The sequence below is a fragment of the Hymenobacter ruricola genome (genome assembly GCF_015694525.1).
Classification (GTDB): Bacteria; Bacteroidota; Bacteroidia; order Cytophagales; family Hymenobacteraceae; genus Hymenobacter; species Hymenobacter ruricola.
On sequence record NZ_JADQDM010000025.1, the window covers coordinates 1 to 22,651 of the forward strand.

Consider the following 22,651-nt stretch of genomic DNA (forward strand, 5'->3'; position numbering starts at 1 on the left):
CCTTAAGAAGGGGCCAAGATTTTAAACCAAGGGCCGGGGGAAAGAAGGAGGAGCAGGGGGGGGGGAAGCGGCGGGGCTTCGGGGGCAAGATCGGGGGGGGGGGGGGGCCGGCAGGGGCTTGCGGGCGGGCGGGGCCACCGGCGTAACGGGCGGCGCGGGCGGGGCCGTGGGGGCGGCGGCCACGTCCGGCAGCAGCTCGGCGCTGCCGGCCATCAGCGAGGCCAGCTTGCCCAGCAGCTCGGCCTCGTCGAAAGGCTTGGGCAGGGTGTCGTTCATGCCGGCGGCGGCGTACTTCTCGGCGTCGGCCCGGAAGGCGTTGGCCGTGAGGGCCAGGATGGGGGTGGCCGCCTTCACGGGGTTGGCGTGGGCCCGGATGCGGGCGGTGGCCTCCAGGCCGTTCATGCCCGGCATCTGAATGTCCATCAGCACCACGTCGTAGCGGTGCTGCTCAAACAGCTCCAGGGCCTCGAAGCCGCTGGCGGCCCCGTCCACCACCACGCCGTGGCCTTCCAGCAGCAGCTGGGCCACTTCGCGGTTCACGGCATTGTCTTCCACCAGCAGCACGCGGGCGCCGCGCACGGCCGCTTCCTGCACCGGGGGCAGGGGGGCCTGGGCCGCCTGGCGGGCCTCGGCGCTGGCCTTGGGCAGGGTGGTCACGAAGGCAAAGGAGCTGCCCTTGCCCAGCTCGCTCTGCACCGTGAGGCGGCCGCCCATCTGCCGCACCAAGGCCCGGCTGATGCTCAGGCCCAGCCCCGTGCCGCCAAACTGCCGGGTGGTGTCGGCGTAGGCCTGGGTGAATTCGAGGAAGATGGTTTCGAGCTTGTCGGGCGCAATGCCGATGCCCGTGTCCGTCACCCGGAACTCGGTGGTGAGCGTGGTGGCGGTTTCGCTCACAAAATAGCCCCCCACCGTGATGGTGCCGCCCGCAGGCGTGAACTTGAGGGCGTTGGAGAGCAGGTTGATGAGCACCTGGTTGAGGCGGTAGGAGTCGCCCACCACCCAGGGGTGGGGGCAGGAGTCGCGCAGCAGCGTGCCCACCACCCGGATGCCCTTTTCCTGGGCCTGCATCACCAGCGGCTCGGCGGCCTTGCCCATCGAGTCGCACAGGTTGAAGGCGGCCTGCTCCATGTCGAGCTTGCCGGAGGTGATTTTGGCCATGTCGAGCACGTCGTTCACCACGTTCAGCAGGTGGCGGCCCGAGTGCTGGATGATGGCCGTGTAGTTGCGCTGCTGCTCGTTCAGGCCGGTTTTGGCCAGCAGGCTGGTCATGCCCAGCACCCCGTTCAGGGGCGTGCGGATTTCGTGGCTCATGTTGGCCAGGAAGTTTTCGCGGGCGGTGGCGGCGGCCTCGGCCGCGTGCTGGGCCTGCTTGAGGGCGGTGATGTCGGTGCTCACGCCCAGCACCTGCACGGTGCCGTCGGCCAGCACCAGGGGGCAGCGCACCGTCTGGAACCAGCGCACTTCGCCGTTGGCCAGCTTCACCGAGGTCTGAATGGTGAGGGGCTCGCCGGTTTCGAGCACGGCGTGGTCGGCCAGGGCCGAGGTTTTGAGCTCCTCCTTGTCCATGGCTTCTTCCATGGTGGGGGTGTGGGCCAGCTCGCTCATGAGGCGGCGCAGGCCCTGCATGCCGGCATTCTCAAACACGGTGCGTCCCTGGGCGTCGCGCACCCAAATCAGGTTGGGGTTGAGGTCGAGCACGAGGGTGGTGAAGTCCTGGTGGGCCTTCATTTCGGCTTCGCCCTGGCGGATGCGCGCCTCGGCCTGCCGCCGCACCGTGATGTCGAGGCCGTAGCACAGCACCTCGCGCAGGCTGCCGTCGGGCCCAAACACGGGCTGGTAGTAGCACAGCCAGTAGAGGTTCACGGCGCCGTCGGGGCCGGGCCAGCGCTCTTCCCAGCTCACCATTTCGCGGCTGTTCACGGCCCGCTCAAACAGGCGACGGCGGCGCGTCACCAGGGCTTTGGGCAGGCCTATCCCGGCCGCGTGCTCGGCAAACGAGAGGCCGATGCGGGCCCGGCGCGTGGCCGGGTCGGGCTCGGCGTAGGGGTTGATGTAGCGGTAGTGCTGGTCGGGGTCGAGCACGGTCACCACGGCCGGCAGGTGGGCCAGGATGGTTTCGTAGAAGGCGCGCTGCTCGCGGTTTTCCTGCTCGGCCACCCGCTGGGCCGTCACGTCGGTGAGGTAGAGCAGGGCCGAGCCCGCCTCCACCACCGGCACCGTGTAGAGCAGGAAGTACTGGCCGTTGGCCACCACTTCGCCGTGGGTGACTGCGCCGGAGCGCAAGGCGTCGGTGGCGGCGCGCACCAGCTGGGGCCGCACCCGCGAGGGGCCGGAGCCTTCCAGCTCCCGGGCCAACGCGCTAGCCGCGTCGTTGGCAAACAGCAGCCGGCCGGCCGCGTCCAGGCGCAGAATGGGGTTGGGGTTAAGCAGCGGAACCTGGCCCAGCGTCTGCAGGCGCCGGATTTCGGCCTCGGCCTGCTCGCGGCGGGCGCGCTCGGTTAGCAGCAGTTCCTGGAGCTCGGCAGGAGAGGAGGGCAGGGCGTCGGTTTTCACCCTGTAAAGATGCTGACGCTTTGCTTAATGAGGAATGAAGACGCCTGTCATCCTGAGCGCAGCGAAGGACCTTCTCACCGACGAACAGATTGCAGTAAGTTAATCGGCGCTGACGTGAGAAGGTCCTTCGCTGCGCTCAGGATGACAGGCGTCTTCCGCTCTTCCGTTCTTCCCCTACAGCTCCTTGCGCAGCCGCGCCACCGGAATGTTGAGCTGCTCGCGGTACTTGGCCACGGTGCGGCGGGCAATGTTGTAGCCGCGGGCGTTGAGCATCTTTTCCAGCTTGTCGTCGCTGAGGGGCCGCTCCTTGCTTTCCTTGCCGATGAGGTCCTTGAGGATGCTTTTCACTTCGCGGCTGCTGGCGTCCTCGCCCGAGTCGGTGGCAATGCCTTCGGAGAAGAAGAACTTGAGCGGGTAGATGCCGAACTCGGTTTGCACCGATTTCGAGTTCGCCACCCGGCTCACCGTCGAAATGTCCATGCCGATGCGCGTGGCGATGTCTTTCAGAATCATGGGCCGGAGCTTGCCCTCGTCGCCTTCCATGAAGAAGTCGCGCTGCAGCTCCACGATGGCATTCATGGTGCGCAGCAGGGTGTTCTGGCGCTGCCGGATGGCGTCGATGAACCACTTGGCCGAGTCCAGCTTCTGCTTCACGAAGGTCACGGCTTCCTTCATCTTGGTGTCCTTCTTGGCCGCCTTGTCGTAGGTCCGGAACATTTCGGTGTAGGCCGGGCTCACGCGCAGCTCGGGGGCGTTGCGGGCGTTCAGGGTCAGGTTGAGCACGCCGTTGTCGTTCGTCAGAATGAAGTCCGGCATCAGGTACTGCGTCTTGCCCAGGCCGCTGGGGCCGCTGCCGCCGGGCTTGGGGTTCAGCTTCAGAATCACGTTGATGGCCTCCTTCAGCTCGTCGTCTTCCAGGTCCAGCTTCTGCTGAATGCGCGGGTAGTGCTTCTTGCTGAACTCCTCAAACGTCTCGCCGATGATGCGCTCGGCGTTGGCGGTGGCTTCGTCCTGGGGCCGGCGCTCCAGCTGCAGCAGCAGGCACTCGGGCAGGTCGCGCGCCGCAATGCCGGGCGGGTCGAAGCCCTGCACTACGCGCAGCACGTCTTCAATCTCCTTCACCGTCACCTCCAGGTTCTGGCTAAAGGCCAGGTCGTTGGCAATGGCCGAGAGGTCGCGCCGGATGTAGCCGTCGCCGTCAATCGAGCCGATGAGCTGCTGGCCAATGGCCTCCTGCCGCTCGTCGAGGTCGGCAAAGTGCAGCTGGTCGAGCAGCGAATCCAGCAGCGAGCCGCTGGTGTCGGCCAGGGGCGTGTCGCGCTCCTCTTCCTCGCCGGGTCCGTCGCCCTGCATCTTGTAGCCGGCTATCTCGTCGTCGTTGAGGTAGTCGCTCAGGTCGAGGTCGGTGTTGTCGGGGGCGTCGTCCGAAGAAGCAAGGTCTTCTTTGGCCGCCAGGTCGGGCTCAGGCATCTCGTCGGCCGTTTCGCGGTCGGCGCTACGGTCGTCAAAGTCCTCGTCCAGCGTGTTCTCGTCGTTGTCGAGGCTGGCATCGGGGTCGTCGGAATCGTCCGAGCTGTCGTCGTGGTCCAGGTCTTCGGGTTCGTCGGGCTCGTCTTCTTCCAGGGCCGGGTTCACCTCCATTTCCTCTTTGATGCGCGTCTCCAGCTCCGCCGTCGGGATTTGCAGCAGCTTGATAAACTGAATCTGCTGCGGGCTAAGCTTTTGCGAGAGGAGCTGTTTAAGGTCGAGGCGTTGCATAATGACGAAAGTACGGAAAGGACCAGCCGACGGTCAATTTTACTAAAGTTGGGCCCGAAAAGTTGATGTAGCGCGGACGCTGCGAGTCCGCGCGTGGGCGAACGTTCTGCACGGCGCGGACTCGCAGAGTCCACGCTACGGTTCTACCTTTGCCCTCTTACAATCCGCTTTCTCCGCAAGTTATGTCCCTCAAACGGTCCACCGTCAAAGAACTCCTGGCCAGCCAGGACCTCGACCGCGAAGTCCTCGTCAAAGGCTGGGTGCGCTCCCGCCGCGGCAACAAGTACGTGCAGTTCATCATCGTGAATGACGGCTCCACCATCCACACCATCCAGGCCGTGGCCGCCGCCGAAACCTTCCCCGAGGAAACCCTCAAAGACGTGAGCAACGGCGCCTGCGTGGCCATTCGGGGCCAGCTGGTGGCCTCGCAGGGCAAGGGCCAGGCCGTGGAAATCCAGGCCACGGAAATCACCGTGCTGGGCGCCGCTGATGCCGAAGCCTACCCGCTGCAAAAGAAAGCCACCTCGCTGGAGCACCTGCGCGAAATTGCCCACCTGCGCCCCCGCACCAACACCTTCGGGGCCGTGCTGCGCGTGCGCCATGCGCTGGCCTTCGCCATCCACGACTACTTCAACCGGCACGGCTTTTTCTACGTCCACACGCCCATCATCACCGGCTCCGACGCCGAGGGCGCGGGCCAGATGTTCCGCGTCACCACCCTGCCGCCCGAGCACCCGCCCCGCACCGCCGACGGCTTGGTGGACTTTTCGGAGGACTTCTTTGGCAAACCAACCAACCTCACCGTGTCGGGCCAGCTCGAAGGCGAGTTGGCGGCCATGGCCCTGGGCAGCATCTACACGTTCGGACCCACCTTCCGGGCCGAAAACTCCAACACCGCCCGCCACCTGGCCGAGTTCTGGATGATTGAGCCCGAAGTGGCCTTCAACGAGCTCGAAGAAAACATGGACCTGGCCGAGGACTTCCTGCAGAGCCTGGTGCGCTACGCCCTGGAGCACTGCGCCGACGACCTGCAGTTCCTCAACGACCAGTACGACAAGGAACTGCTGGGCCGCCTCAACTTCGTCATCGACAACGCCTTCCAGCGCCTCACCTACACCGAGGCCGTGGAAATCCTGAAATCGGCGAAGCAGAAGTTTGAATTCCCGGTGGACTGGGGCACCGATTTGCAGTCGGAGCACGAGCGGTACCTGGTGGAGAAGCACTTCAAAAAGCCCGTCATCCTCACCAACTACCCGAAGGAAATCAAGGCCTTCTACATGAAGCTGGACGACGACGGCCGCACCGTGCGCGCCATGGACGTGCTGTTTCCCGGCATCGGCGAAATCATTGGCGGCTCGCAGCGCGAGGAGGACTACACCAAGCTCACCACCCGCATGGCCGAAATGCACGTGCCCGCCGACGAGCTGGACTGGTACCTCGACACCCGCCGCTTTGGCACGGCGCCGCACGCCGGCTTCGGCCTGGGCTTTGAGCGGCTGGTGCTGTTCGTGACGGGCATGAGCAACATCCGCGACGTGATTCCCTTCCCGCGCTACCCCAAGAACGCGGCGTTCTAACCAGCACTTCCCCTCAACAAAAAAGCGGCCCGCAAAGCCGCTTTTTTGTTGCCTCATAATTTGGTTTAATGAGATATGTATGAATTATAGCATTAAAACGGTAATTTAAAGGCGTTTTCTTCTCCTCACCTTATTCTCCTCTTCTCAGTTATGAAAATTTTCTTACTCTGCTCCCGGGTTTTCAAAAGAGCGTGGGCCCCGCTGCTGGCTTTCGCGGACCTCGGCCAGGCCGCGCAGGCGCAGGCGCCCGTCACCGTGACGGTGGGCACGGGTACCTCCGTAGCTTCCACCAATGCGCTGCTGAGCACCAGCACCACTACCAATAAGTACTCCCGCACCTTGTCCATCTATTCGGCCGCGGAGCTCACGGCGGCGGGGGCCGTGGCCGGCAGTATCGTGAGCATTGCCTGGTTTAAGGGCGGCACCGGCGAACTGCTCAACCCCGATTCCCAGCTCTCGGTGTACATGAAAAGCACTGCCGCCACCACCCTCGGCGGCGACCCCGTGAACTGGGCCAACGAAGTGGCTACCGCTACGCCCGTTTATAGCAACCTCGCCCTGGCCATGCCCACGGGCACCGGCTTCAAAACGTTCACGCTCGGCACGCCCTTCCCCTGGAACGGCACCAGCAACCTGGAAGTGCTGGTGGACTGGTTTCGCAACGGCACCCCCACCGCCGATATTAGCTGGCAGTACACGGCCGTGACGTCTTCGACGGGCGTGCATGCCACACAGGTCGGCAGCTCGCTCCTGCCCACCGTGCGCTACGCCGCCAACCGGCCCAATGTGCAGCTCGTCATCAACCGCATCGGGCTGGCCAGCCGCGAAAGCCGCGAAGCTTCCCTGGTGAGTCTGTACCCCAACCCAGCCCGTCAGCTGCTCAGCGTGGCCGTGCCGGCCGAGCTCACGGCCCAGCCCGTGCCCATCACGCTCCTGAACGGCCTGGGCCAAACGGTGCATTGCGGCGTGCTGCCCCTGGCCGGCAGCGGGGCCGCGGGCCAGTTGGACGTTGGTCACCTGGCCGCGGGCCTCTACACCCTGCGCCTCGCCCTGCAAAACTCGGTTGTGACGAAGCGCGTCACGGTAGAATAGCGCCGGCCCAGCGTTGCACCTGATTTCCCTTAAAAAGGCCCTGGCTTCATTGCCAGGGCTTTTTGCGTTTTAGCAGGAAAGCGGGCTGCTGCCAGTTCGTTACCTCAATTGCTGGCGGTCGAAAAGGTCGTGGGCTTGCTGGCGGGCGCGCTGCGCGGCGCCATCGGGGTTCTTGGTTTGCGCTTCCCAGGTGGCCCGGCCGCGCAGCTGCAGCGCCAGGCGGTCGATAGCAGCCCGGTCGGGGGCAGTATGCGGGTGGTAAAGGTGGTACACCTGGTCGGTAAAACCGAACTCGTTTTCGGTCAGGTTGTGCTCGGTAAACAGCAGCAGCACAAACCGGCGCGATTCCAGTTGCTGCCGCAGTTCGAGGCGGCCGGCCGTTTCGCCGGTGTCGTGGTACACGCTGTCGGGCACGTGCACGGCATGGTTATAGTACCAAAAGCGGGTGTCGTCGGCAAATTCGCGCTGCACGTAGGGGCTGAACTGCATCAGGCCCCAGGTAAAACTGTCGCCCACCAGTAGGGCCGAGGGCCGCGTCTGGCCTGGCCGGGGCGGGGCGAAGGCCAGTTGGCGGTAGGCCAGGGGCGTGGCTTCGGGCTGCTCCACCAGGTTCAGCAGCCAGCTGAGGTCGTTGTCGGTGCCGCGCAGCGAGTCCAGGGCCCGCACCAGGCGCGGCGGCCCCACGGTACGCACCTCCGGGAAGCGCAGGTGGCCGAGGGCTTCCAGGCGGCGCAGCAGCGTATCGGCGGCCAGGGTGGCGCCGTAGCCGCTCCAGTGGGCGCCGCCGCGCGGGAACAGCGGGTAGGGCCGGGTGGTTTTCCAGTGGGCAAACACGGGCACGAAGTCCAGCAGGGCCACGCTGTCGGCGCGCAGGGCCCGCGTAAACTGGTCGTAGTTGGTAAGGGTGCCGGCGGGCGGGCGCAGGTGCGCGGGCAGATTTTCGGGCTCGAAGCGGGCCTTGGCGGGGGCTAGCACAAAGAGCAATTCCACCCCGCGCCGGTGCAGGGCGCGCTGCACGGCCCGCAGCCGCCGCACCCGAAAGCGCACTTCGGCGGCGGGCAGCAGGTCGCGGCCCTGGTAGCTGGCCACGGGGCCGGGCTGAAACAGCACGCCCGCGCGGCCCACCACCACGTCGGGGGTGCGCGCCACCCGAAACAGCCAAAACGACAGCTGGTTGCGCAGCCGCACGAGGTAGGGCCGAAAGCCCAGGTGGTCGGTCAGGTACTGCTCCAGGGCGGGCTGGTAGGTGCCGGCCTGCAGGCTGTCCCAGCCCAGGCGGGGGCGCGGCGCCAGGGTGAAAGCGCCGTTCAGGCCCGCCTCTTTCGAAAAGTGCAGCTGCGCCTGAATGGCAGGCACCAGCAGCATCGCCAGCAGCAACAGTAGCAAGAAACGTTTAACAAACAGCGTCACGGTAGAAAAAAGAAAGGGCCGGTGGCCAACCGGCCGCTACCGCTCCTGCTCGAAGGCAGCCAGAGCTTGCTCGTGCATGCGTTGGGGAAAGTCGGGTTTGCTGCCTTCCTCCCAGGACTGTTTGCTCGCAAGCTCCTTTTCGAGCTGGGCAACGCGGGCCTGGTCGGCCGCCGTGAGGGGATGGTAGAGGTTATACAGCTGGCTTGTAAAGCCAAATTCGCCGGTGTGCAGGTTGCGGTCAGTCATGAGCACCACAACCAGCTGCCGGCTTTCTACTTCCTGCTGCAAATTCAGTTGGCCCACCGCCGGGGTGTTGGGGTCCTTGCGCTCCGTCGAGTCCGGAACGTACACCGTGAGGTTGTAATACCAAAAGCGAGTGGCCGGGTCAAAAGCGTGCTGCATGAACGGCATGGGAAACATCAGGCCCCAAGTAAAGCTGTCGCCCACGAACAGCACGTTGGGTCGTTTTTCGCCCGGGCGGGCGGGCGCGGGGCCCAGCCGCGGGTACACGGCCGGGTAGCCGGCCCGGGGCCACAGCAGGTTCATGGGCGCGGCCAGGTCGTCGTCCATGACGGTGGCCGAAGCGGTAACCGTCGGCCGGCCCACCTGCCGCAGGCGCGGCACGGGCGCGTGCAGCAGCTGCTCAAGGCGGGGCAGCAGGGTGTCGGCGGCCAGCGTGGCCCCGTAGGCATTCCAGTGGGTGCCGCCCCACGGAAAAAGCGGGTAGCGGGCCGTGTCGCCCCAGGTTTTGAACAGCGGCGTGAAGTCGAGAAAATCGACGCCCTGCTGCTGCATTTCGCTGGTATATACCTCGTAGTCCGACTGGCCCGGCTCGGGCGTGGGCAGGTGCGCCGGCAGCAACTGGTGCAGGTGCCGCGCCTTGTTGGGCGCCAGCACCACCAGCAGCGGAATGCCGCGGCTGGCCAGGTCCTGCTGCACCCGGCGCAGGCGCTTCACTTGCGTCCGGGCCCGGGCGCGGCCCATCGCACCCACGCCCAGGTAAGCCTGCACCGGCGCGTCTTCAAACACCACGCCGTTGCGGCCCACCACCACGTGCTCGGCCGAGGAGGCATGGAAAAGCGAAAACCGCAGCTGGTTGCGCCCCTGGATAAATAGCGTCCGAAAGCCCACCCGTTCTTCCAGGTACCGCTCCAGCTCCGGTTGGTAGGCGTTGTTCAGCAGGCTCTCCCAGGCCAGGAGCGGCCACTTGGCCAGCGTGTACGAACCGCCCAGCTGTCGCTCCGCAAAAATGCGGAACCGGGCCTGCAGCACCGGCAGCAGCACCACCAGCAGGAGCAGGCCCAGGAGCATTCGTTTGATGAATAGGGTCATACGTAGAGCAGAAGAGCTGAAGCCCGCCTAAAACCGGAAGTAGATGAAGGGGTTGAACGAGCTGCCCACCACGTAGCTCAGGCTGAGCACCAGCAGCACCGCGCCGCCCAGCCCCAGGCCCACGGCCCGGCCCAGCGACAGCTGGCCCGGCGCCAGCAGGCTCATTTCCCAGCGTTCTACCCGGGGCAGCGCCGCGGCAAAGGCCGCCACCGCCGCCAGCGCCAGCATGCTCCAAAATTCGAAGTTGAAGTAGGGCACCGGCACGGCCGCCCCACGGCCCAGCATGGTGCCGATGTAGGCCAGCCCGCCGCTCAGCGTCTCGGCCCGAAACAGCACCCAGCCCACCACCGTGATGAGGAAGGTGGGCACGATGCTGAGCGCGCCCAGGCGCTGGTACACACGCAGCAGAAACAGCCGGTCCAGAATGAGGAAAAGGCCGTGGTAGGCGCCCCAGGCAATGAAATTCCAGGCGGCGCCGTGCCAGAAGCCCGACAGGATGAACACCGTCCAGAGGTTGACGTAGAGGCGGCTCGGCGCCACGCGGTTGCCGCCCAGCGGGATGTAGAGGTAGTCGCGCATCCAGCGGCCCAGCGTGATGTGCCAGCGCTGCCAGAACTCGGTGATGGAGCGCGACACGTAGGGGTTGTTGAAGTTTTCGGGGAACTGAAAGCCAATCATGCGCCCAATGCCGATGGCCATGTCGGAATACCCCGAAAAGTCGAAATAAATCTGGAACGTGTACGCCAACGCGCCCAGCCAGGCCAGTCCGGTCGAGAGTTGCTCCGGGGGCGTAGCGAAGACGAGGTCGGCCTGTTCGCCCAGCACGTTGGCAATGAGCACCTTTTTGGCCAGGCCGATGATGAACCGAAACGCGCCGGCCAGCTTCTGGTCCACGGTGTCGAAGGCACGGCGGTCGGTGAGCTGGCCGGCAATTTCGTGGAAGCGCACGATGGGCCCGGCTATCATCTTCGGAAACAGCATGATGTAGAGCAGGAAATCCCAGAACGATTTCAGCGGCTTGTTCACGCCGCGGTACACGTCGATGGTGTAGGTGAGCTTCTCGAAGGTGAAAAACGAGATGCCGATGGGCAGCACCACCTTTTCCCAGGTCAGGGCCGGGCCGCCGAAATAGCTGCGCACGGCGCTGGCATTCTCCAGGAAAAAGTTGGCGTACTTGAAGTAGAACAGCATGCCCACGTTCAGGACGATGCTCAAAATCAGGAAAATGCGCTGCTTCCAGCGCTCCGGCGTGGCGTCCATGAAGCGAATGAGCACGAAGTTCAGCACCACCGACGTCAGGAACAGGGCCAGGAAATTGAGCCCGCCCCAGGCATAGAAGCCCAGGCTGGCCAGCAGCGCCACGGCGTTTTGGAACCGCGTCGGCACCGCGTAGTACAGCAGCAGAAAACCCGGCAGGAAGTAGAATAAGAAGAGCGTGCTGCTAAAAACCATCGCGCAAAAAAGAGGCCGCCCAAATAGGCAGCCTCAAAGTTATTCTACGACAGCAGATAATGTGACACTGAGCCAGACGCGTTAGTCGCGGCGGGGGCGGCTGTGGCCGTTGTGGTTGCCGTTGCCGCGGTTGTCGTCGTGGCGGCCCTGCTGGTAGCCCTCGCGGTAGGCGCGGCGCACCTGGCCCGGCGGCGGGCCCACCCGGCGCACGGGCTGCACCACCACCACGCGGCGCGGGTACCGGTCGCGGTGGGCGTTCACGTACACCCACGGCTGCCGGCCGCGGTAGTCGATGATGACCGGGTGGAAGGCGTAGGGGTCGTAGCCGACGGCATTGTAGGGCAGGGCCACCCACTGGCCGTTCTGAAACACGATGTACTGCTGGGCATACAGGTCGTAGTACCCATCAATCTCGGGAATGTAATAGAACTGCGTGCCCTGCGGTACCGGCGGGCCCCAGGCCGGCGGCGCGGTGTTCACGTTCACACTCACCTGGGCCTGGGCCTGGGGGGCCACTACCAGCGCCAACAGGCCAAGCAGCGCCGTGCACGCAATCTTTGGAAGCGGTTTCATTGGGATAGCGGGATAGGGGAAAACGATAGGAGTAGCTGCAAGGAAAATGCCAAACCCCGTCTAAGCAAAAAGCCCCGTCCGGGCGGCGGGGCTTTTGCTTAGACGGGGGCGGGACGGCAAAGATTAATGCTTGCCTTTGCCGTGGCCATTTCCGTGACCGCCGTTCATCTTTTTGGCCTGGCCGGGCGGCAGGCCGCCGTTGCTGGGGTTGGCGGGGTAGCCCAGCTTCTTGGCCTGGCCGGGCGGCAGGGCACCGTTGCTCGGGTTGCCGCCGCGGGGGTAGCGGGCGCGGTACTCGTCGTAGCGCGACCAGGGCTGGGCACCCACGTAGTCGACCACCACGGGGTGGAAATTGGTGGGGTTGTAGCCCGAAAGGCTGCCCGTGCGAATCCACTTGCCCTCGCGCTGCACTACGTACTGGCGGGCCGGCACGTCGTAGAAACCCTGGGTTTCCGGAATGTAATAGTACTGCTGGCCCTGCGGCACGGCCGGGCCCCAGCTCGGCGGGTTGATGTTGACATTAATCTGGGCGTGGGCGGCGGGCGCGGCGGCCAGCGCCAGGGCGCTCAGCAAGGCGATGCGCAGGGGGGTGAGGAGGTTTTTCATGGAAAGGCGCTTTAACAGCGGAAGGTAATTAGGGCTCATTGGCAAGGACGGTGCCAAGTGGCTGAGGCGTGGTACGGCGCAGCTTGGGCAGGGGTTCGGGCCGAACAATGGCTTGTGCGGGCACAAACGGGGCCGGGTTGCTGTTGTGCACCGACGGACTTGTGCGAGTTGACTAATTCAACTGGCAAATATGCCGTTATCATTAGCCTTCGGCTCCCCATCTACGTACCTTTGCGCACTTATTCGCTGCGTTCCTGAATGGCCAAAAAATCCACTGCTGCCCCGGTTGCTGAAGCCCCCAAGGCCTCGAAAACCGTTAAGAAAACCCCCGCCAAAAACGGCGCTTCGGCCGCCGCGGAAACGGCCGCGGCCGTGCGCGACATCGCCGAAATGCCCGCCGCCGGCCCCACCACCGCGCACGTGCACGGCCAGCTCAACGGCCACAGCCCCGCCTCGCAGCACCTCGAAGCCCCGTTCATTGAAGTGTACGGCGCGCGCGAGCACAACCTCAAAAACGTGAGCGTGCAGATTCCGCGCAACCGGCTGGTAGTGTTTACAGGTATTTCGGGCTCGGGCAAGTCGAGCCTGGCGTTTGACACCATCTATGCCGAAGGGCAGCGGCGCTACATGGAGACGTTTTCGGCCTACGCCCGCAGCTTCATGGGCGGACTGGAGCGGCCCGACGTGGACAAGATTGAGGGTCTGTCGCCGGTCATCAGCATTGAGCAGAAGACGACCTCGCGCAACCCGCGTTCCACGGTGGGCACCATCACCGAGATTTACGACTTCCTGCGCCTGCTCTATGCGCGTACGGCTGAGGCTTTCAGCTACGCCACGGGCAAGAAGATGATTCGGCAGAGCGACGACCAAATCATCAACTACATCCTCAAGCACTTCGACGGCAAGAAGCTGGTGGTGCTGGCGCCGGTGGTGAAGGGCCGCAAGGGCCACTACCGCGAAGATTTCCAGAAGATTGCCAAACTGGGCTTCGCCAAAGTGCGGGTAGACGGCGAAATCCTCGACATCACGCCCAAGATGCAGGTGGACCGCTACAAAATCCACGACATCGAAATCGTGATTGACCGGCTGGTGGTGAAGGAAGAGGACCGTTTCCGCCTCAGCGGCTCGGTGCAAAATGCCCTCACGCACGGCAAGGGCACCATGCTGGTGCTCGACCCCGACGCCAAAAAAGCCCAGCCGCAGTTCTTCTCGCGCTTCCTGATGGACCCGGCCACCGGCATCGCCTACGACGACCCGGCACCCAACACGTTCTCGTTCAACTCGCCCTACGGCGCCTGCCCCACCTGCAACGGCCTGGGCGAGGTGCAGGAAATCACGGAAGACAGCGTGCTGCCCGACCGCAAGCTGAGCATTGCGCGCGGCGGCATCGCGCCGCTGGGCGAATTCCGCGACATCTGGATTTTCCAGCAGCTCTCGCTTATCCTCAAAAAGAACAAGGCCACGCTGAATACACCGCTCGACAAGCTGCCCGAGGAGCTGCTGAAGCGCCTGCTGCACGGCATCTCGGAAGACGAGGCCGACAGCGGCAAAGGGGCGTTCACGGAGCCGTTTGAAGGCATCATTCCCTTCCTGCGCCGGCAGATGGATTCGGAGTCGGACAACATTCGCGAATGGATTGCGCAGTACGCGCAGGCCCAGACCTGCCCGGAGTGCAACGGCTACCGCCTCAAAAAGGAAAGCCTGCACTTTAAGATGGCCGACAAGCACATCGGCGAGCTGTCGGTGATGGATTTGAACGAGCTTTCGGAGTGGTTTGTGGGCCTGGAAGACCGGCTTTCGGAGCGCCAGAACGTGATTGCCCGCGAGCTGCTGAAAGAAATCCGCAAGCGCATCGGCTTCCTGCTGGAAGTGGGCCTCGACTACCTGAACCTGCACCGCCCGGTGCGCACGCTGAGCGGCGGCGAAAGCCAGCGCATCCGTCTCGCCACCCAGATTGGCACGCAGCTCGTGGGCGTGCTCTACATCATGGACGAGCCGAGCATCGGCCTGCACCAGCGCGACAACGAGCGGCTCATCAAGGCCCTGCAGCACCTGCGCGACATCGGCAACTCGGTGATTGTGGTGGAGCACGACAAGGACATGATTCTGCACGCCGACCACGTGCTGGACATTGGCCCCGGCGCGGGCATCCATGGCGGCCACATCGTGGCTTCGGGCACGCCGCAGGAGATTTTCAATTCCGGCTCGCTCACCTCGCAGTACCTCAGCGGGCAGAAGCACATCGAAATCCAGAAGAAGAAGCGCAAGGGCGAAGGCGCCGAGCTGGTGCTGAAAGGCGCTAAAGGCAACAACCTCAAAAACGTGACCCTAAAAGTGCCGCTGGGCAAGCTGGTGGCCGTGACGGGCGTGTCGGGCTCGGGCAAGTCCACGCTCATCCACGACACGCTGTACCCGATTCTCAACCAGCACTTTTTCAACGCCAAGAAGGAGCCACTGGCTTACAGCAGCATCGAAGGGCTGGATTTGGTGGACAAGGTGATTGAGGTTGACCAGTCGCCCATCGGCCGCACGCCGCGCTCCAACCCGGCCACCTACACCGGCGTGTTTACCGAAATCCGGCAGCTGTTTGGCGAGATGGCGGAAGCCAAAATCCGCGGCTACGGGCCCGGCCGCTTCTCCTTTAATGTGAAGGGGGGGCGCTGCGAAACCTGCGAGGGTGCCGGCATCCGCACCATCGAGATGAATTTCCTGCCCGACGTGCACGTGCCCTGCGAAACCTGCAAAGGCCGCCGCTACAACCGCGAAACGCTGGAAGTGCGCTTCAAAGGCAAGTCCATCACCGACGTGCTGGACATGACCGTGGAGAAAGCCGTGGAGTTCTTCGAGTTCCAGCCCCGCATCCTGCGCAAAATCAAGACCCTGAACGATGTGGGACTTGGCTACCTCACGCTGGGCCAGCAGGCCACCACGCTTTCGGGCGGCGAGGCCCAGCGCGTGAAGCTGGCCACTGAGCTCAGCAAAAAGGACACCGGCAAGACCTTCTACATCCTCGACGAGCCCACCACCGGCCTGCATTTCGAGGACATCAACCACCTCGCCGACGTGCTCCAGAAGCTGGCCGACAAGGGCAACACCGTCCTCATCATCGAGCACAACCTCGACCTGATAAAAGTGGCCGACCACGTCATCGACATCGGCCCCGAGGGCGGCGCGGGCGGCGGCACCATCGTGGCGCAGGGCACGCCCGAGCAGGTGGCCAAGGCCGGCAAAGGCCACACCGCCCGCTTCCTGGCCGAGGAATTGCGCACGAGCAAATACGCCAAAACAGCTTCTTAATAGAGGTTGGCAGCAGCATAAAAAATACCCGAAAACGCTTTGTTTTCGGGTATTTTTTATGGTTAAACTCCTAACGGTGCCCCGCTGGCCGCGCCGCTAGTTCTGCCGCATACTTTTTCTCAAGCCGCTGGCCGCGGCGGCGCAGCAGCAGTGCCAGCAGCGGAAAGACTACGCCGGGCACCATCCGCAGCGCCCAGGCCGGCACGAAAAACGACAGCACAATGCTGAACGCAAACACGATGGGCGACGTGAGCGGACGCATCACGTCAAGGTCGGGGTGGGGGCACTCGTGAGCCAGCACCACGCCGTGGGCCGGGTGGCGCAGGTAGGTTTGCAGGCGGGCCTGCATCAGCCCGGTGGCAATGATGTTAATGCTGTAAATAATCCAGGGCGTGCGCAGCATGGCGTACTCGCTCTGGTAGGCCGTGGTGAAGGGCATGAGCACGATGCACAGCAGAAACACCATGTTCAGCCAAATCAGGCGCGTGTCGAGGTGCCGCACGAAGCGAAAGATGCGGTGGTGCGCCACCCAGTAGATGGCGATGATGAAAAAGCTGATGAAAAACCCAATCAGCTTGGGCGTGAGCCGCAGAAAGCCGTTCAGCGCCTCCTGCTCGGTGCGGTGTTCCAGCTCTGGCACCTTCAGCTCAATCACCAGCAGCGTGATGGCGATGGCAAACACCGCATCGGTGAACAAAATCAGGCGTTCCAGCTGAAACGCGTCGCGGTTGTGTTGGGCCTTCTCGTTGCCGTCCATGCGTAGGGGCCGGCCCAAAGGCCGGTGCTGCAAGATAGGCCGACGCGTAAAAAAAGCCGCCACGGAAACCCGGGCGGCTTTTTCAAGTGGCGGCAAACAGCCGTTTTGGGCGCTACATTTTCATGTCGCTGCTTTTCATGGCCATGCCAAGGTGCTGCTCCACTACGGGCACCGTCTTGCCAATGAAGGCTTTCAGGTCGGCGTCCTGCGTCATTTTTTCGTGGGCGCGCATGGTGTTGGCCGTCTTCTGGTGGTCGGCTTGCATTTGCGAGATGTATTTGGCCTCAAAGTCTTTGCCCGAGAGCTTCTCCATGGCCGGAGCCATGGCCTTGTGCTCGGCGTCCATGTCGGTGGGCAGGGTCACCCCTTTTTTGGCGGCAATGGCTTTCAAGTCGGCAGTCGACTTAGTGTGGTCGGCTATCATCTTATTGGCCATGTCTTTGGCCATGCCAGTCACGCCCTTAGCCAGGGCCATTTTGCTTTGCTGAATTTCGTTCTGGTCGCTGTGAGCGGCCGTCATCATGAATTCCTTGTCGTCTTTGTGAGGGCCAGTCGGGCCATTGGGGTCGCCCATGGCCATGCCGCCGCTCCCCGTGGCGCTGCTGTCGCCCATGGTTTTAGCCGAGCCGGCGTTGCCGGGCTGGTTTTCGGGGTTTTCGGACCCGGCCGGCATCGTGGCCGATACCGTGTCGCCGCCCGTGGCCGAGCTGGTCATCGTGTTGTCGCTGGCGTTGCCGTTTTCGGCGGTGGCCGACTTGTTGTCGCCGCAGGAAGCCAGAGTCAGCAGACCCATCGTCAGCAGGGGAAAAAAGGAGCGTTTCATGAAAAGGGAATTGGTTTGTGAAAAGGAAAAAGCAGAGCTGGAAACCGGAATTATCGCCACGGCAAGGCGCTGGCAATGCAGCTAATACGGGCAGTGGCGGGCCCGATGTTGCACGCCCGGGCTAATTTTATGAGCGCCCGTTTTCTAAGCTCAGCCGTTGTTCTTTCGCCCAAAACGGCCCGTGCTTTGAAGGCAGGCCGTTGCATTGCGCCACGGCCGAGCTAGCGGCGGGCCCTCACAGTTGGCTGCTCCAAGACTGTGTGCCCGAAGGGCCGCACCAGCCACCTCCAAAGCAGGCTGCGGCTGGGCTAGGGCAGCTTGTCGGCAGCATCGGCCGTGTCTTCGGCGCTGTCCAGTTGCTCCTTTATCGGCGCGTAATACTTGGCCGCCAGGCCCCGAATGTCGCCGTCGTAGGCGTCGTCCTTCATGTCGTCGAAGGCGTCTTCGTCCTGCTTCTGGGTTTTCACCAGCAGCGCCATCACGTGCTTGTCGAGCTGGCTGCCGGGCTGGGTGCTCACCTCGTGGTAGGCGGCCTGCTCGTCTCCGCCCAGCGCGGCCGGCACGGCCAGTTTCTTGGCCGCGGCCAGGGTACGCAGCGCGGCCAGCAGGTCGAGGCGGCTTTGCACGACGGCCGCGCCGTGGGCGCGCACGGCGGGCGCGGTGGCCCGGGCCTGCGCCAGCTTGCCTAGCTCGGTTTCCAGCAGGGCGTTGCTGGCGGCCTTCACCAGAAATTCGGCGTCGGCTTCCTGCTTTTCGGTGATGTCGGCGGCGTTGATTTTCTGCTCGTTCTGGGCCGTGGCGGTGTCATTGCTGTCGCTGCCCGAAGAGCAGCTTGCCGCCAGCAGCAACAAGGCCAGGGCCAGCACTGACCGCCGCAAAGGCAACAAAGAATTTGGCAGCGGGCGCATGGCAGGCGGGGTTGGTGAAGCAGCCGGAACGGCTGGCCCCCTATACGAGGGCGTGCCGGGCGGGTTTTTCACAGCGCTGCCGGATTTTTTTGTGCTGCGGTTAAACCTGAGCCTGCCCTGCGCTTCCAACCGGCCACAAACGCAGTTCACCTTCTTTATATTCCTATTTTCTCACACTCCCACCATTTTTTTCACACTCCCGCCATGCGTACTCTTTCTCTCCGCGCCCTGACTTTTGCCTGCTTGGCCAGCGGCCTGTTGCTCACCACCAGCTGCAATCGGAAATCCGAAGACGCCGCGCCCGACGAGGACATCACCACCGCCGAAGACCGCAGCGAAGACAACATCGAAACTGCCATCAGCACCGATGCCATGAACGTGGCCGGCCCGGCCGATTTCAGCTCGACCAGCCCGGCCTTTGCCGTGCCCGACGCGGAGTTCCGCGCCCGCTTCGGCGCCTGCGCCACCCGCACCTACAATGTCGCGACCAGCACGCTCACCATCGACTTTGGCCCCACCAACTGCCTGTGCCCCGACGGCCGCTACCGCCGCGGCCAGATTCTGGTGCGTTTCACCACCGACACGCAGAAGCGCCGCGCCGGCGCCGTGGTCACCCGCCAGAACTACTTCGTGAACGACAACCAGCACACCGCCACCCGCACCTTCACCGACCTGGGCCTCGGCTCCTTTTCCGTGGATGTGACCGGGGCCAGCATCATCCGGGCCAATAACGGCGGCACCCACTCCTGGACGGCCAGCTGGACGTTCAACCAAACGCAGGGCTTCGGCACTACGCCGTTTTCGGACGACGTGTACAGCGTGACCGGCTCGGCCGCCGGCATCAACCGCAAAAACGTGGGCTACAGCACCGTCATCCAGTCGCCCCTCATCAAGCGCGGCGACTGCTTCAAGTACTACGTGCAAGGCACCATGAACATCACCAACACCAAGAGCAAATCGATGGTGCTGGACTACGGCAACGGCGCCTGCGACAATACCGCCACCGTGACCGTGAACGGCCGCACCCGCACCATCACGCTGCGCTAGACCGCAGATTTAACGGATTTTAGCGGATGGCAACGGATTTTTTGTGGTTCATCTCTAATTCCTGACCGCGAAATGACTTGCAATGAAAAAGGCCGCTCAAATGAGCGGCCTTTTTCATTTACTAACAGAGGGAACGATGAATGCGGAACCACAAAAAATCCGTTGCCATCCGCTAAAATCCGTTAAATCTGCGGTCAGCCTTTAAATACCGGCTTGCGCTTCTCGCTAAAGGCCTTCACGCCCTCAAAATAGTCGTCCGACTCACCGGCAATCTGCTGGCAATGGGCTTCGTAGTCCAGCATCTCGTCCAGGGTAGCGGCGCCGGCCTTGTTCAGCATCTGCTTGATGAGGCCGATGGATTTGGTAGGCGCGGAGGCGTAGCGGGTGGCCAGCGCGTAAGTGGCCTCGTCCAGTTGCTCGGGCGGCACCACCTGGTTCACTAGGCCCAGCCGCAACGCTTCTTCGGCCGGCACTTTCGAGCCCAGGCTGCACAGCTCAAACGCTTTGAGCGTGCCCACCAGCCGCGGCAAAAACCAGGAAGAGCCCGAGTCCGGCACCAGCCCGATGTTGATGAACACCTCAATCAGCGACGCCTCGCTGCTGGCCACCAGCGCATCGCACGCCAGCGCCAGCGAGCAGCCCGCGCCCGCCGCCACGCCGTTCAGCCGGCCGATAATGGGTTTCGGCAGCCCCCGCATGGCCCGGATGATGGGGTTGTAGCGCTGGTGCAGGGAGTCGTAGAAGGAGCGGGGCTTGCCTTCGGCCGCGGCGGCTTCCTGCGCCGCTTTCAGGTCCTGGCCCGAGCAGAAGGCCCGGCCGGCGCCCGTGAGCACCACGGCCCGCACGGCGGCATCGCGCGCCACTTGCTTCAGGGCGTCCTGCAGCTCGTAGCTCATGGGGTCGTTGAAGGCGTTGAACACCTCCGGGCGGTTCAGGGTGATGGTGGCCACGCCGTCGGGGCGCACGTCGTAAAGCAGGCTGGTGTAGTCCATACAATTGGGTTGGTTGGCGGGGCTAAAGTAGCACCGCCGGCCCCCTTGGCGCTCTAGTTGCCCACGCGGCCCTCCTCGTCGGCGCTGGCGGCGGTGCGGCGGGCCTGGGTTTTGCCGCTGCCGATTTTGCAGGTGAATACCAACGTTACGCGGCGGCTTTCCCACTGGTTGTTCCAGGTTTGGTTCACGTTGTTGTAGTTGAGCGTGCTGCGGAAGCGGTTGGTGTTGAAAACGTCGGCCACACGCAAGCTGAAGCTGGCGCGCTCGGCCCAGATTTGCTTTTTCAGGCCCAGGTTTATCAGGCCGCTGGCTTTGGTGTGGAACAGGCCCTGCACGGCGGGCGAGTCGTAGCTGCCGCCCACCAGCAGCTTGTATTTGCGGGGCAAGATGAACGTGTGGTCAGAACTGACGGCCCAGCTGTAGCGGGCCAGGTTCACGGCGCTGTTTTCGACCTGGGTGCGCACCTGAATGTAGCTGCCGCTGAGCTGGTTGTCGACGCCCCACCATTTGGTGATGTCGGTGTGGCCGCCCGAGCTCAGGGTGAGCGTGCTGGCTTCGGCGAGGTTCTGGGGCGTGCTGGTCGACACTTTGGTGGCGTCGTTTTGGGTCACTACTTCGTTCACGGAGTTGGTTTCGCGCAGGTAGCTCAGGCTCAGCACCTGGAAGTCTTTGTGCAGGTAGTTCACCACGAAAGACTGCGACAGTGAGGGCGACAGAAAAGGGTTGCCCTGACGGGCGGTGTAGAAATCGGAATAGTCGAGGAAAGGGTTGAGGCTTTGGTAAGAGGGCCGGGTGATGCGGCGGCTCACCGAGGCGCTCACCTGATTATCCTCATCGACTTTGTAGCTGGCGAAAGCGCTGGGAAACAGTTGGAAGTAGCTGCGGTCGATGCGCGGGCCTATGGCCGGCGTGCCCGTGGTTTGCGTCAGCTCCCCGCGCAGGCCGGCTTTCAGCTCCAGGCGGCCGTAGCTCGTGTTCACGCTCACATAAGCGGCGCTGATGTGCTCGTCGTACCGGAACTGGTTGGTACGCAGCGCATCGAGCTGCCATTCGCGGCCGGCCAGCTTATCGAATTGAATGGCGCTGCGCGAGGTCACCCAACTGGCTTTGGCGCCGGTTTCGGCCCGCCACTTGGTGCCGGCAAAGGGGTGCACGTAGTCGATTTTGGCGGCCCGAATGGTGGTTTCCGACGAGGCATCGCTGCGCAGCTGCTCGCCCTGGTGGCCCTGCTCGCTGCCAGTTGAGAATATCAGATTGTTGAAGCTCTGGTCTTTGGCATTGGCGTAATGCACGTAGTCGGCGTTGGCGCTCAGCTCGCGGCCGGTGCTGTCGAGGGCGTAGCGGTAGTACAGGTTCACGGCCTGGTTGGTGCCGTTGCTGTTTTGGGGGTTGCTCATCTGGCGGCGGCCGCCGGAATTGCCAGCCGCGTCGGTGGTCACCGAATTGCTGGTGCTGAGGGCCGTGGTGTGGTCGGCGCTGCCGCGAAACTGCACGCCGATGTTCTGCTGGGCGGTGAGGGCCACGTCGGCCCCGGCGGCGTAGGTGCCGGCGTAGGTGAGCGGCCGCCAGTAGTTCTCCTGGTTGAAAATGCTGTCGCGGATGATGCGCTCCATGGTCAGGCGGTTGAACGAGTTGTAGCGGCCGCCGTCCAGGCGGGCAAACAGGCGCACTTTGCCCACGTTGTAGGCCAGGTTGGTGCCAGCCCAGCTTTTCTCGAAGCGGCCCTGGCCGAGGCCCAGCGTGTAGGTGCCGCTCAGGCCCGGCAGCTGGCTGCGACGCAGCTTGATATTGAGCACCCCGGCCGTACCGGCGGCATCCATCGAGGCGGGCGGGTTGGGCATGAGTTCAATCTGGCTGATGGCCGAGGCCGGCAGCGACTTGAGGTAGTTGCTCAGGGCCGCGCCGCTCATGTAGGTGAGCTTGCCGTCAATCATTACGTTCACACCGGTGCTGCCGCGGTACACCACGTTGTCGTCCTTGTCGAGGGTCACGCCGGGCGCTTTTTTGAGGATGTCGAGGGCGTTTTCGCCGGCCGTGTTCAGGCGTTCAACGTTCACGATGGTGCGGTCGGCGTGCTGCTCCAGCATGGGCGTGGTGCCCGTCACGGTCACTTCTTTCAGGGCCGTGGCGGCGGGCGCCAGGCGCAGGGCCGGCACCGTAATGGCCTCCTGGCCCATTACGAAGGCGGCGCTGCGGGCGCTGGCGTAGCTCATCAGCAGGGCTTTCACGCAGTAGCGGCCGGGCTTCACGCCGCCGAAGGTGTAGGCGCCCTGCTCGGTGGTGGTTTGCGAGTTGGCAATGCTGGAATCGGGCAACGCCACGAGGACGGCGGTGGCGAAACCCAGCGGCTGGCCGGCCTTGTCGAGCACGGTGCCGGTGGCCGTGGCCTGGGCGGCGGCTCGCTGGGAAAGCGCCGGCAGGGCTAGCAATACGAGGATGGAAATGCGGCGGAAGCAGGTGAAGGTGTTCATGGG

Annotated in this window: 16 protein-coding genes; 4 read left to right on the forward strand and 12 right to left on the reverse strand. The window is 63.9% G+C overall.

Annotation, left to right across the window (positions count from 1 at the left end; genetic code table 11):
* Nucleotides 1–21 precede the first annotated feature (21 nt).
* Nucleotides 22–2,553, reverse strand: a complete 2,532-nt coding sequence (locus tag I2H31_RS24080; protein WP_196295622.1) for a response regulator — start codon at nucleotides 2,551–2,553, stop codon at nucleotides 22–24.
* 174 nt (nucleotides 2,554–2,727) lie between these two features.
* On the reverse strand, nucleotides 2,728–4,311 hold the full coding sequence (gene rpoN, locus I2H31_RS24085) for an RNA polymerase factor sigma-54 (RefSeq protein ID WP_196295623.1): 1,584 nt from the start codon (nucleotides 4,309–4,311) through the stop codon (nucleotides 2,728–2,730).
* A gap of 182 nt (nucleotides 4,312–4,493) precedes the next feature.
* On the opposite strand from rpoN, the gene asnS reads away from it, so the two are divergent.
* Both asnS and I2H31_RS24095 read left to right on the forward strand, forming a co-directional pair.
* Nucleotides 4,494–5,888, forward strand: a complete 1,395-nt coding sequence (gene asnS / locus I2H31_RS24090) for an asparagine--tRNA ligase (RefSeq protein WP_196295624.1) — start codon at nucleotides 4,494–4,496, stop codon at nucleotides 5,886–5,888.
* Nucleotides 5,889–6,038: 150 nt separating this feature from the next.
* Nucleotides 6,039–6,980 (forward strand): T9SS type A sorting domain-containing protein, encoded by a 942-nt coding sequence (locus tag I2H31_RS24095; RefSeq protein WP_196295625.1) that lies wholly within the window; start codon nucleotides 6,039–6,041, stop codon nucleotides 6,978–6,980.
* A 99-nt stretch (nucleotides 6,981–7,079) separates the two neighbouring features.
* On the opposite strand, the gene I2H31_RS24100 is transcribed toward I2H31_RS24095, so the two are convergent.
* The 5 genes from I2H31_RS24100 to I2H31_RS24120 all read right to left on the reverse strand — a co-directional run bounded on the left by I2H31_RS24100 (nucleotide 7,080) and on the right by I2H31_RS24120 (nucleotide 12,353).
* Nucleotides 7,080–8,390, reverse strand: coding sequence for an alginate O-acetyltransferase AlgX-related protein (locus tag I2H31_RS24100; protein WP_196295626.1), 1,311 nt, complete (start codon nucleotides 8,388–8,390; stop codon nucleotides 7,080–7,082).
* A 36-nt stretch (nucleotides 8,391–8,426) separates the two neighbouring features.
* Nucleotides 8,427–9,722, reverse strand: coding sequence for an alginate O-acetyltransferase AlgX-related protein (locus I2H31_RS24105; protein ID WP_196295627.1), 1,296 nt, complete (start codon nucleotides 9,720–9,722; stop codon nucleotides 8,427–8,429).
* 27 nt (nucleotides 9,723–9,749) lie between these two features.
* On the reverse strand, nucleotides 9,750–11,174 hold the full coding sequence (locus tag I2H31_RS24110; RefSeq protein WP_196295628.1) for an MBOAT family O-acyltransferase: 1,425 nt from the start codon (nucleotides 11,172–11,174) through the stop codon (nucleotides 9,750–9,752).
* Between the two features lie 81 nt (nucleotides 11,175–11,255).
* Entirely contained in the window at nucleotides 11,256–11,747 is a 492-nt protein-coding gene (locus I2H31_RS24115) for a hypothetical protein (protein WP_196295629.1), read from the reverse strand.
* 123 nt (nucleotides 11,748–11,870) lie between these two features.
* Nucleotides 11,871–12,353, reverse strand: a complete 483-nt coding sequence (locus tag I2H31_RS24120; RefSeq protein ID WP_196295630.1) for a hypothetical protein — start codon at nucleotides 12,351–12,353, stop codon at nucleotides 11,871–11,873.
* A 258-nt stretch (nucleotides 12,354–12,611) separates the two neighbouring features.
* On the opposite strand from I2H31_RS24120, the gene uvrA reads away from it, so the two are divergent.
* Nucleotides 12,612–15,650 (forward strand): excinuclease ABC subunit UvrA, encoded by a 3,039-nt coding sequence (uvrA, locus tag I2H31_RS24125; protein ID WP_230688032.1) that lies wholly within the window; start codon nucleotides 12,612–12,614, stop codon nucleotides 15,648–15,650.
* A gap of 70 nt (nucleotides 15,651–15,720) precedes the next feature.
* Here the strand turns inward: uvrA and I2H31_RS24130 are convergent, their stop codons facing one another.
* The 3 genes from I2H31_RS24130 to I2H31_RS24140 all read right to left on the reverse strand — a co-directional run bounded on the left by I2H31_RS24130 (nucleotide 15,721) and on the right by I2H31_RS24140 (nucleotide 18,138).
* On the reverse strand, nucleotides 15,721–16,425 hold the full coding sequence (locus I2H31_RS24130) for a TMEM175 family protein (RefSeq protein ID WP_196295631.1): 705 nt from the start codon (nucleotides 16,423–16,425) through the stop codon (nucleotides 15,721–15,723).
* Between the two features lie 94 nt (nucleotides 16,426–16,519).
* Complete coding sequence (locus tag I2H31_RS24135) at nucleotides 16,520–17,230, reverse strand: DUF4142 domain-containing protein (protein WP_196295632.1); 711 nt, start codon at nucleotides 17,228–17,230, stop codon at nucleotides 16,520–16,522.
* A 308-nt stretch (nucleotides 17,231–17,538) separates the two neighbouring features.
* A complete protein-coding gene (locus I2H31_RS24140; RefSeq protein ID WP_196295633.1) occupies nucleotides 17,539–18,138 on the reverse strand; it encodes a DUF4142 domain-containing protein in 600 nt (199 codons plus the stop codon).
* A gap of 204 nt (nucleotides 18,139–18,342) precedes the next feature.
* On the opposite strand from I2H31_RS24140, the gene I2H31_RS24145 reads away from it, so the two are divergent.
* Nucleotides 18,343–19,185: a hypothetical protein gene (locus I2H31_RS24145; RefSeq protein WP_196295634.1), complete on the forward strand. Its 843-nt coding sequence runs from the start codon at nucleotides 18,343–18,345 to the stop codon at nucleotides 19,183–19,185.
* Between the two features lie 194 nt (nucleotides 19,186–19,379).
* On the opposite strand, the gene I2H31_RS24150 is transcribed toward I2H31_RS24145, so the two are convergent.
* Nucleotides 19,380–20,177 (reverse strand): enoyl-CoA hydratase-related protein, encoded by a 798-nt coding sequence (locus I2H31_RS24150; RefSeq protein WP_196295635.1) that lies wholly within the window; start codon nucleotides 20,175–20,177, stop codon nucleotides 19,380–19,382.
* A gap of 53 nt (nucleotides 20,178–20,230) precedes the next feature.
* Nucleotides 20,231–22,648 (reverse strand): TonB-dependent receptor domain-containing protein, encoded by a 2,418-nt coding sequence (locus tag I2H31_RS24155; protein ID WP_196295636.1) that lies wholly within the window; start codon nucleotides 22,646–22,648, stop codon nucleotides 20,231–20,233.
* Nucleotides 22,649–22,651: the final 3 nt, after the last annotated feature.

What these genes read in the sequence shown, in the direction of transcription:
- rpoN (WP_196295623.1), bottom strand. Translation starts at nt 4,311, where the DNA reads ATGCAACGCCTCGACCTTAAACAGCTCCTCTCGCAAAAGCTTAGCCCG.
- I2H31_RS24150 (WP_196295635.1), bottom strand. Translation starts at nt 20,177, where the DNA reads ATGGACTACACCAGCCTGCTTTACGACGTGCGCCCCGACGGCGTGGCC.
- I2H31_RS24135 (WP_196295632.1), bottom strand. Translation starts at nt 17,230, where the DNA reads ATGAAACGCTCCTTTTTTCCCCTGCTGACGATGGGTCTGCTGACTCTG.
- I2H31_RS24115 (WP_196295629.1), bottom strand. Translation starts at nt 11,747, where the DNA reads ATGAAACCGCTTCCAAAGATTGCGTGCACGGCGCTGCTTGGCCTGTTG.
- asnS (WP_196295624.1), top strand. Translation starts at nt 4,494, where the DNA reads ATGTCCCTCAAACGGTCCACCGTCAAAGAACTCCTGGCCAGCCAGGAC.
- I2H31_RS24105 (WP_196295627.1), bottom strand. Translation starts at nt 9,722, where the DNA reads ATGACCCTATTCATCAAACGAATGCTCCTGGGCCTGCTCCTGCTGGTG.
- I2H31_RS24145 (WP_196295634.1), top strand. Translation starts at nt 18,343, where the DNA reads ATGCGTACTCTTTCTCTCCGCGCCCTGACTTTTGCCTGCTTGGCCAGC.
- I2H31_RS24155 (WP_196295636.1), bottom strand. Translation starts at nt 22,648, where the DNA reads ATGAACACCTTCACCTGCTTCCGCCGCATTTCCATCCTCGTATTGCTA.
- I2H31_RS24120 (WP_196295630.1), bottom strand. Translation starts at nt 12,353, where the DNA reads ATGAAAAACCTCCTCACCCCCCTGCGCATCGCCTTGCTGAGCGCCCTG.
- I2H31_RS24140 (WP_196295633.1), bottom strand. Translation starts at nt 18,138, where the DNA reads ATGCGCCCGCTGCCAAATTCTTTGTTGCCTTTGCGGCGGTCAGTGCTG.
- I2H31_RS24095 (WP_196295625.1), top strand. Translation starts at nt 6,039, where the DNA reads ATGAAAATTTTCTTACTCTGCTCCCGGGTTTTCAAAAGAGCGTGGGCC.
- I2H31_RS24110 (WP_196295628.1), bottom strand. Translation starts at nt 11,174, where the DNA reads ATGGTTTTTAGCAGCACGCTCTTCTTATTCTACTTCCTGCCGGGTTTT.
- uvrA (WP_230688032.1), top strand. Translation starts at nt 12,612, where the DNA reads ATGGCCAAAAAATCCACTGCTGCCCCGGTTGCTGAAGCCCCCAAGGCC.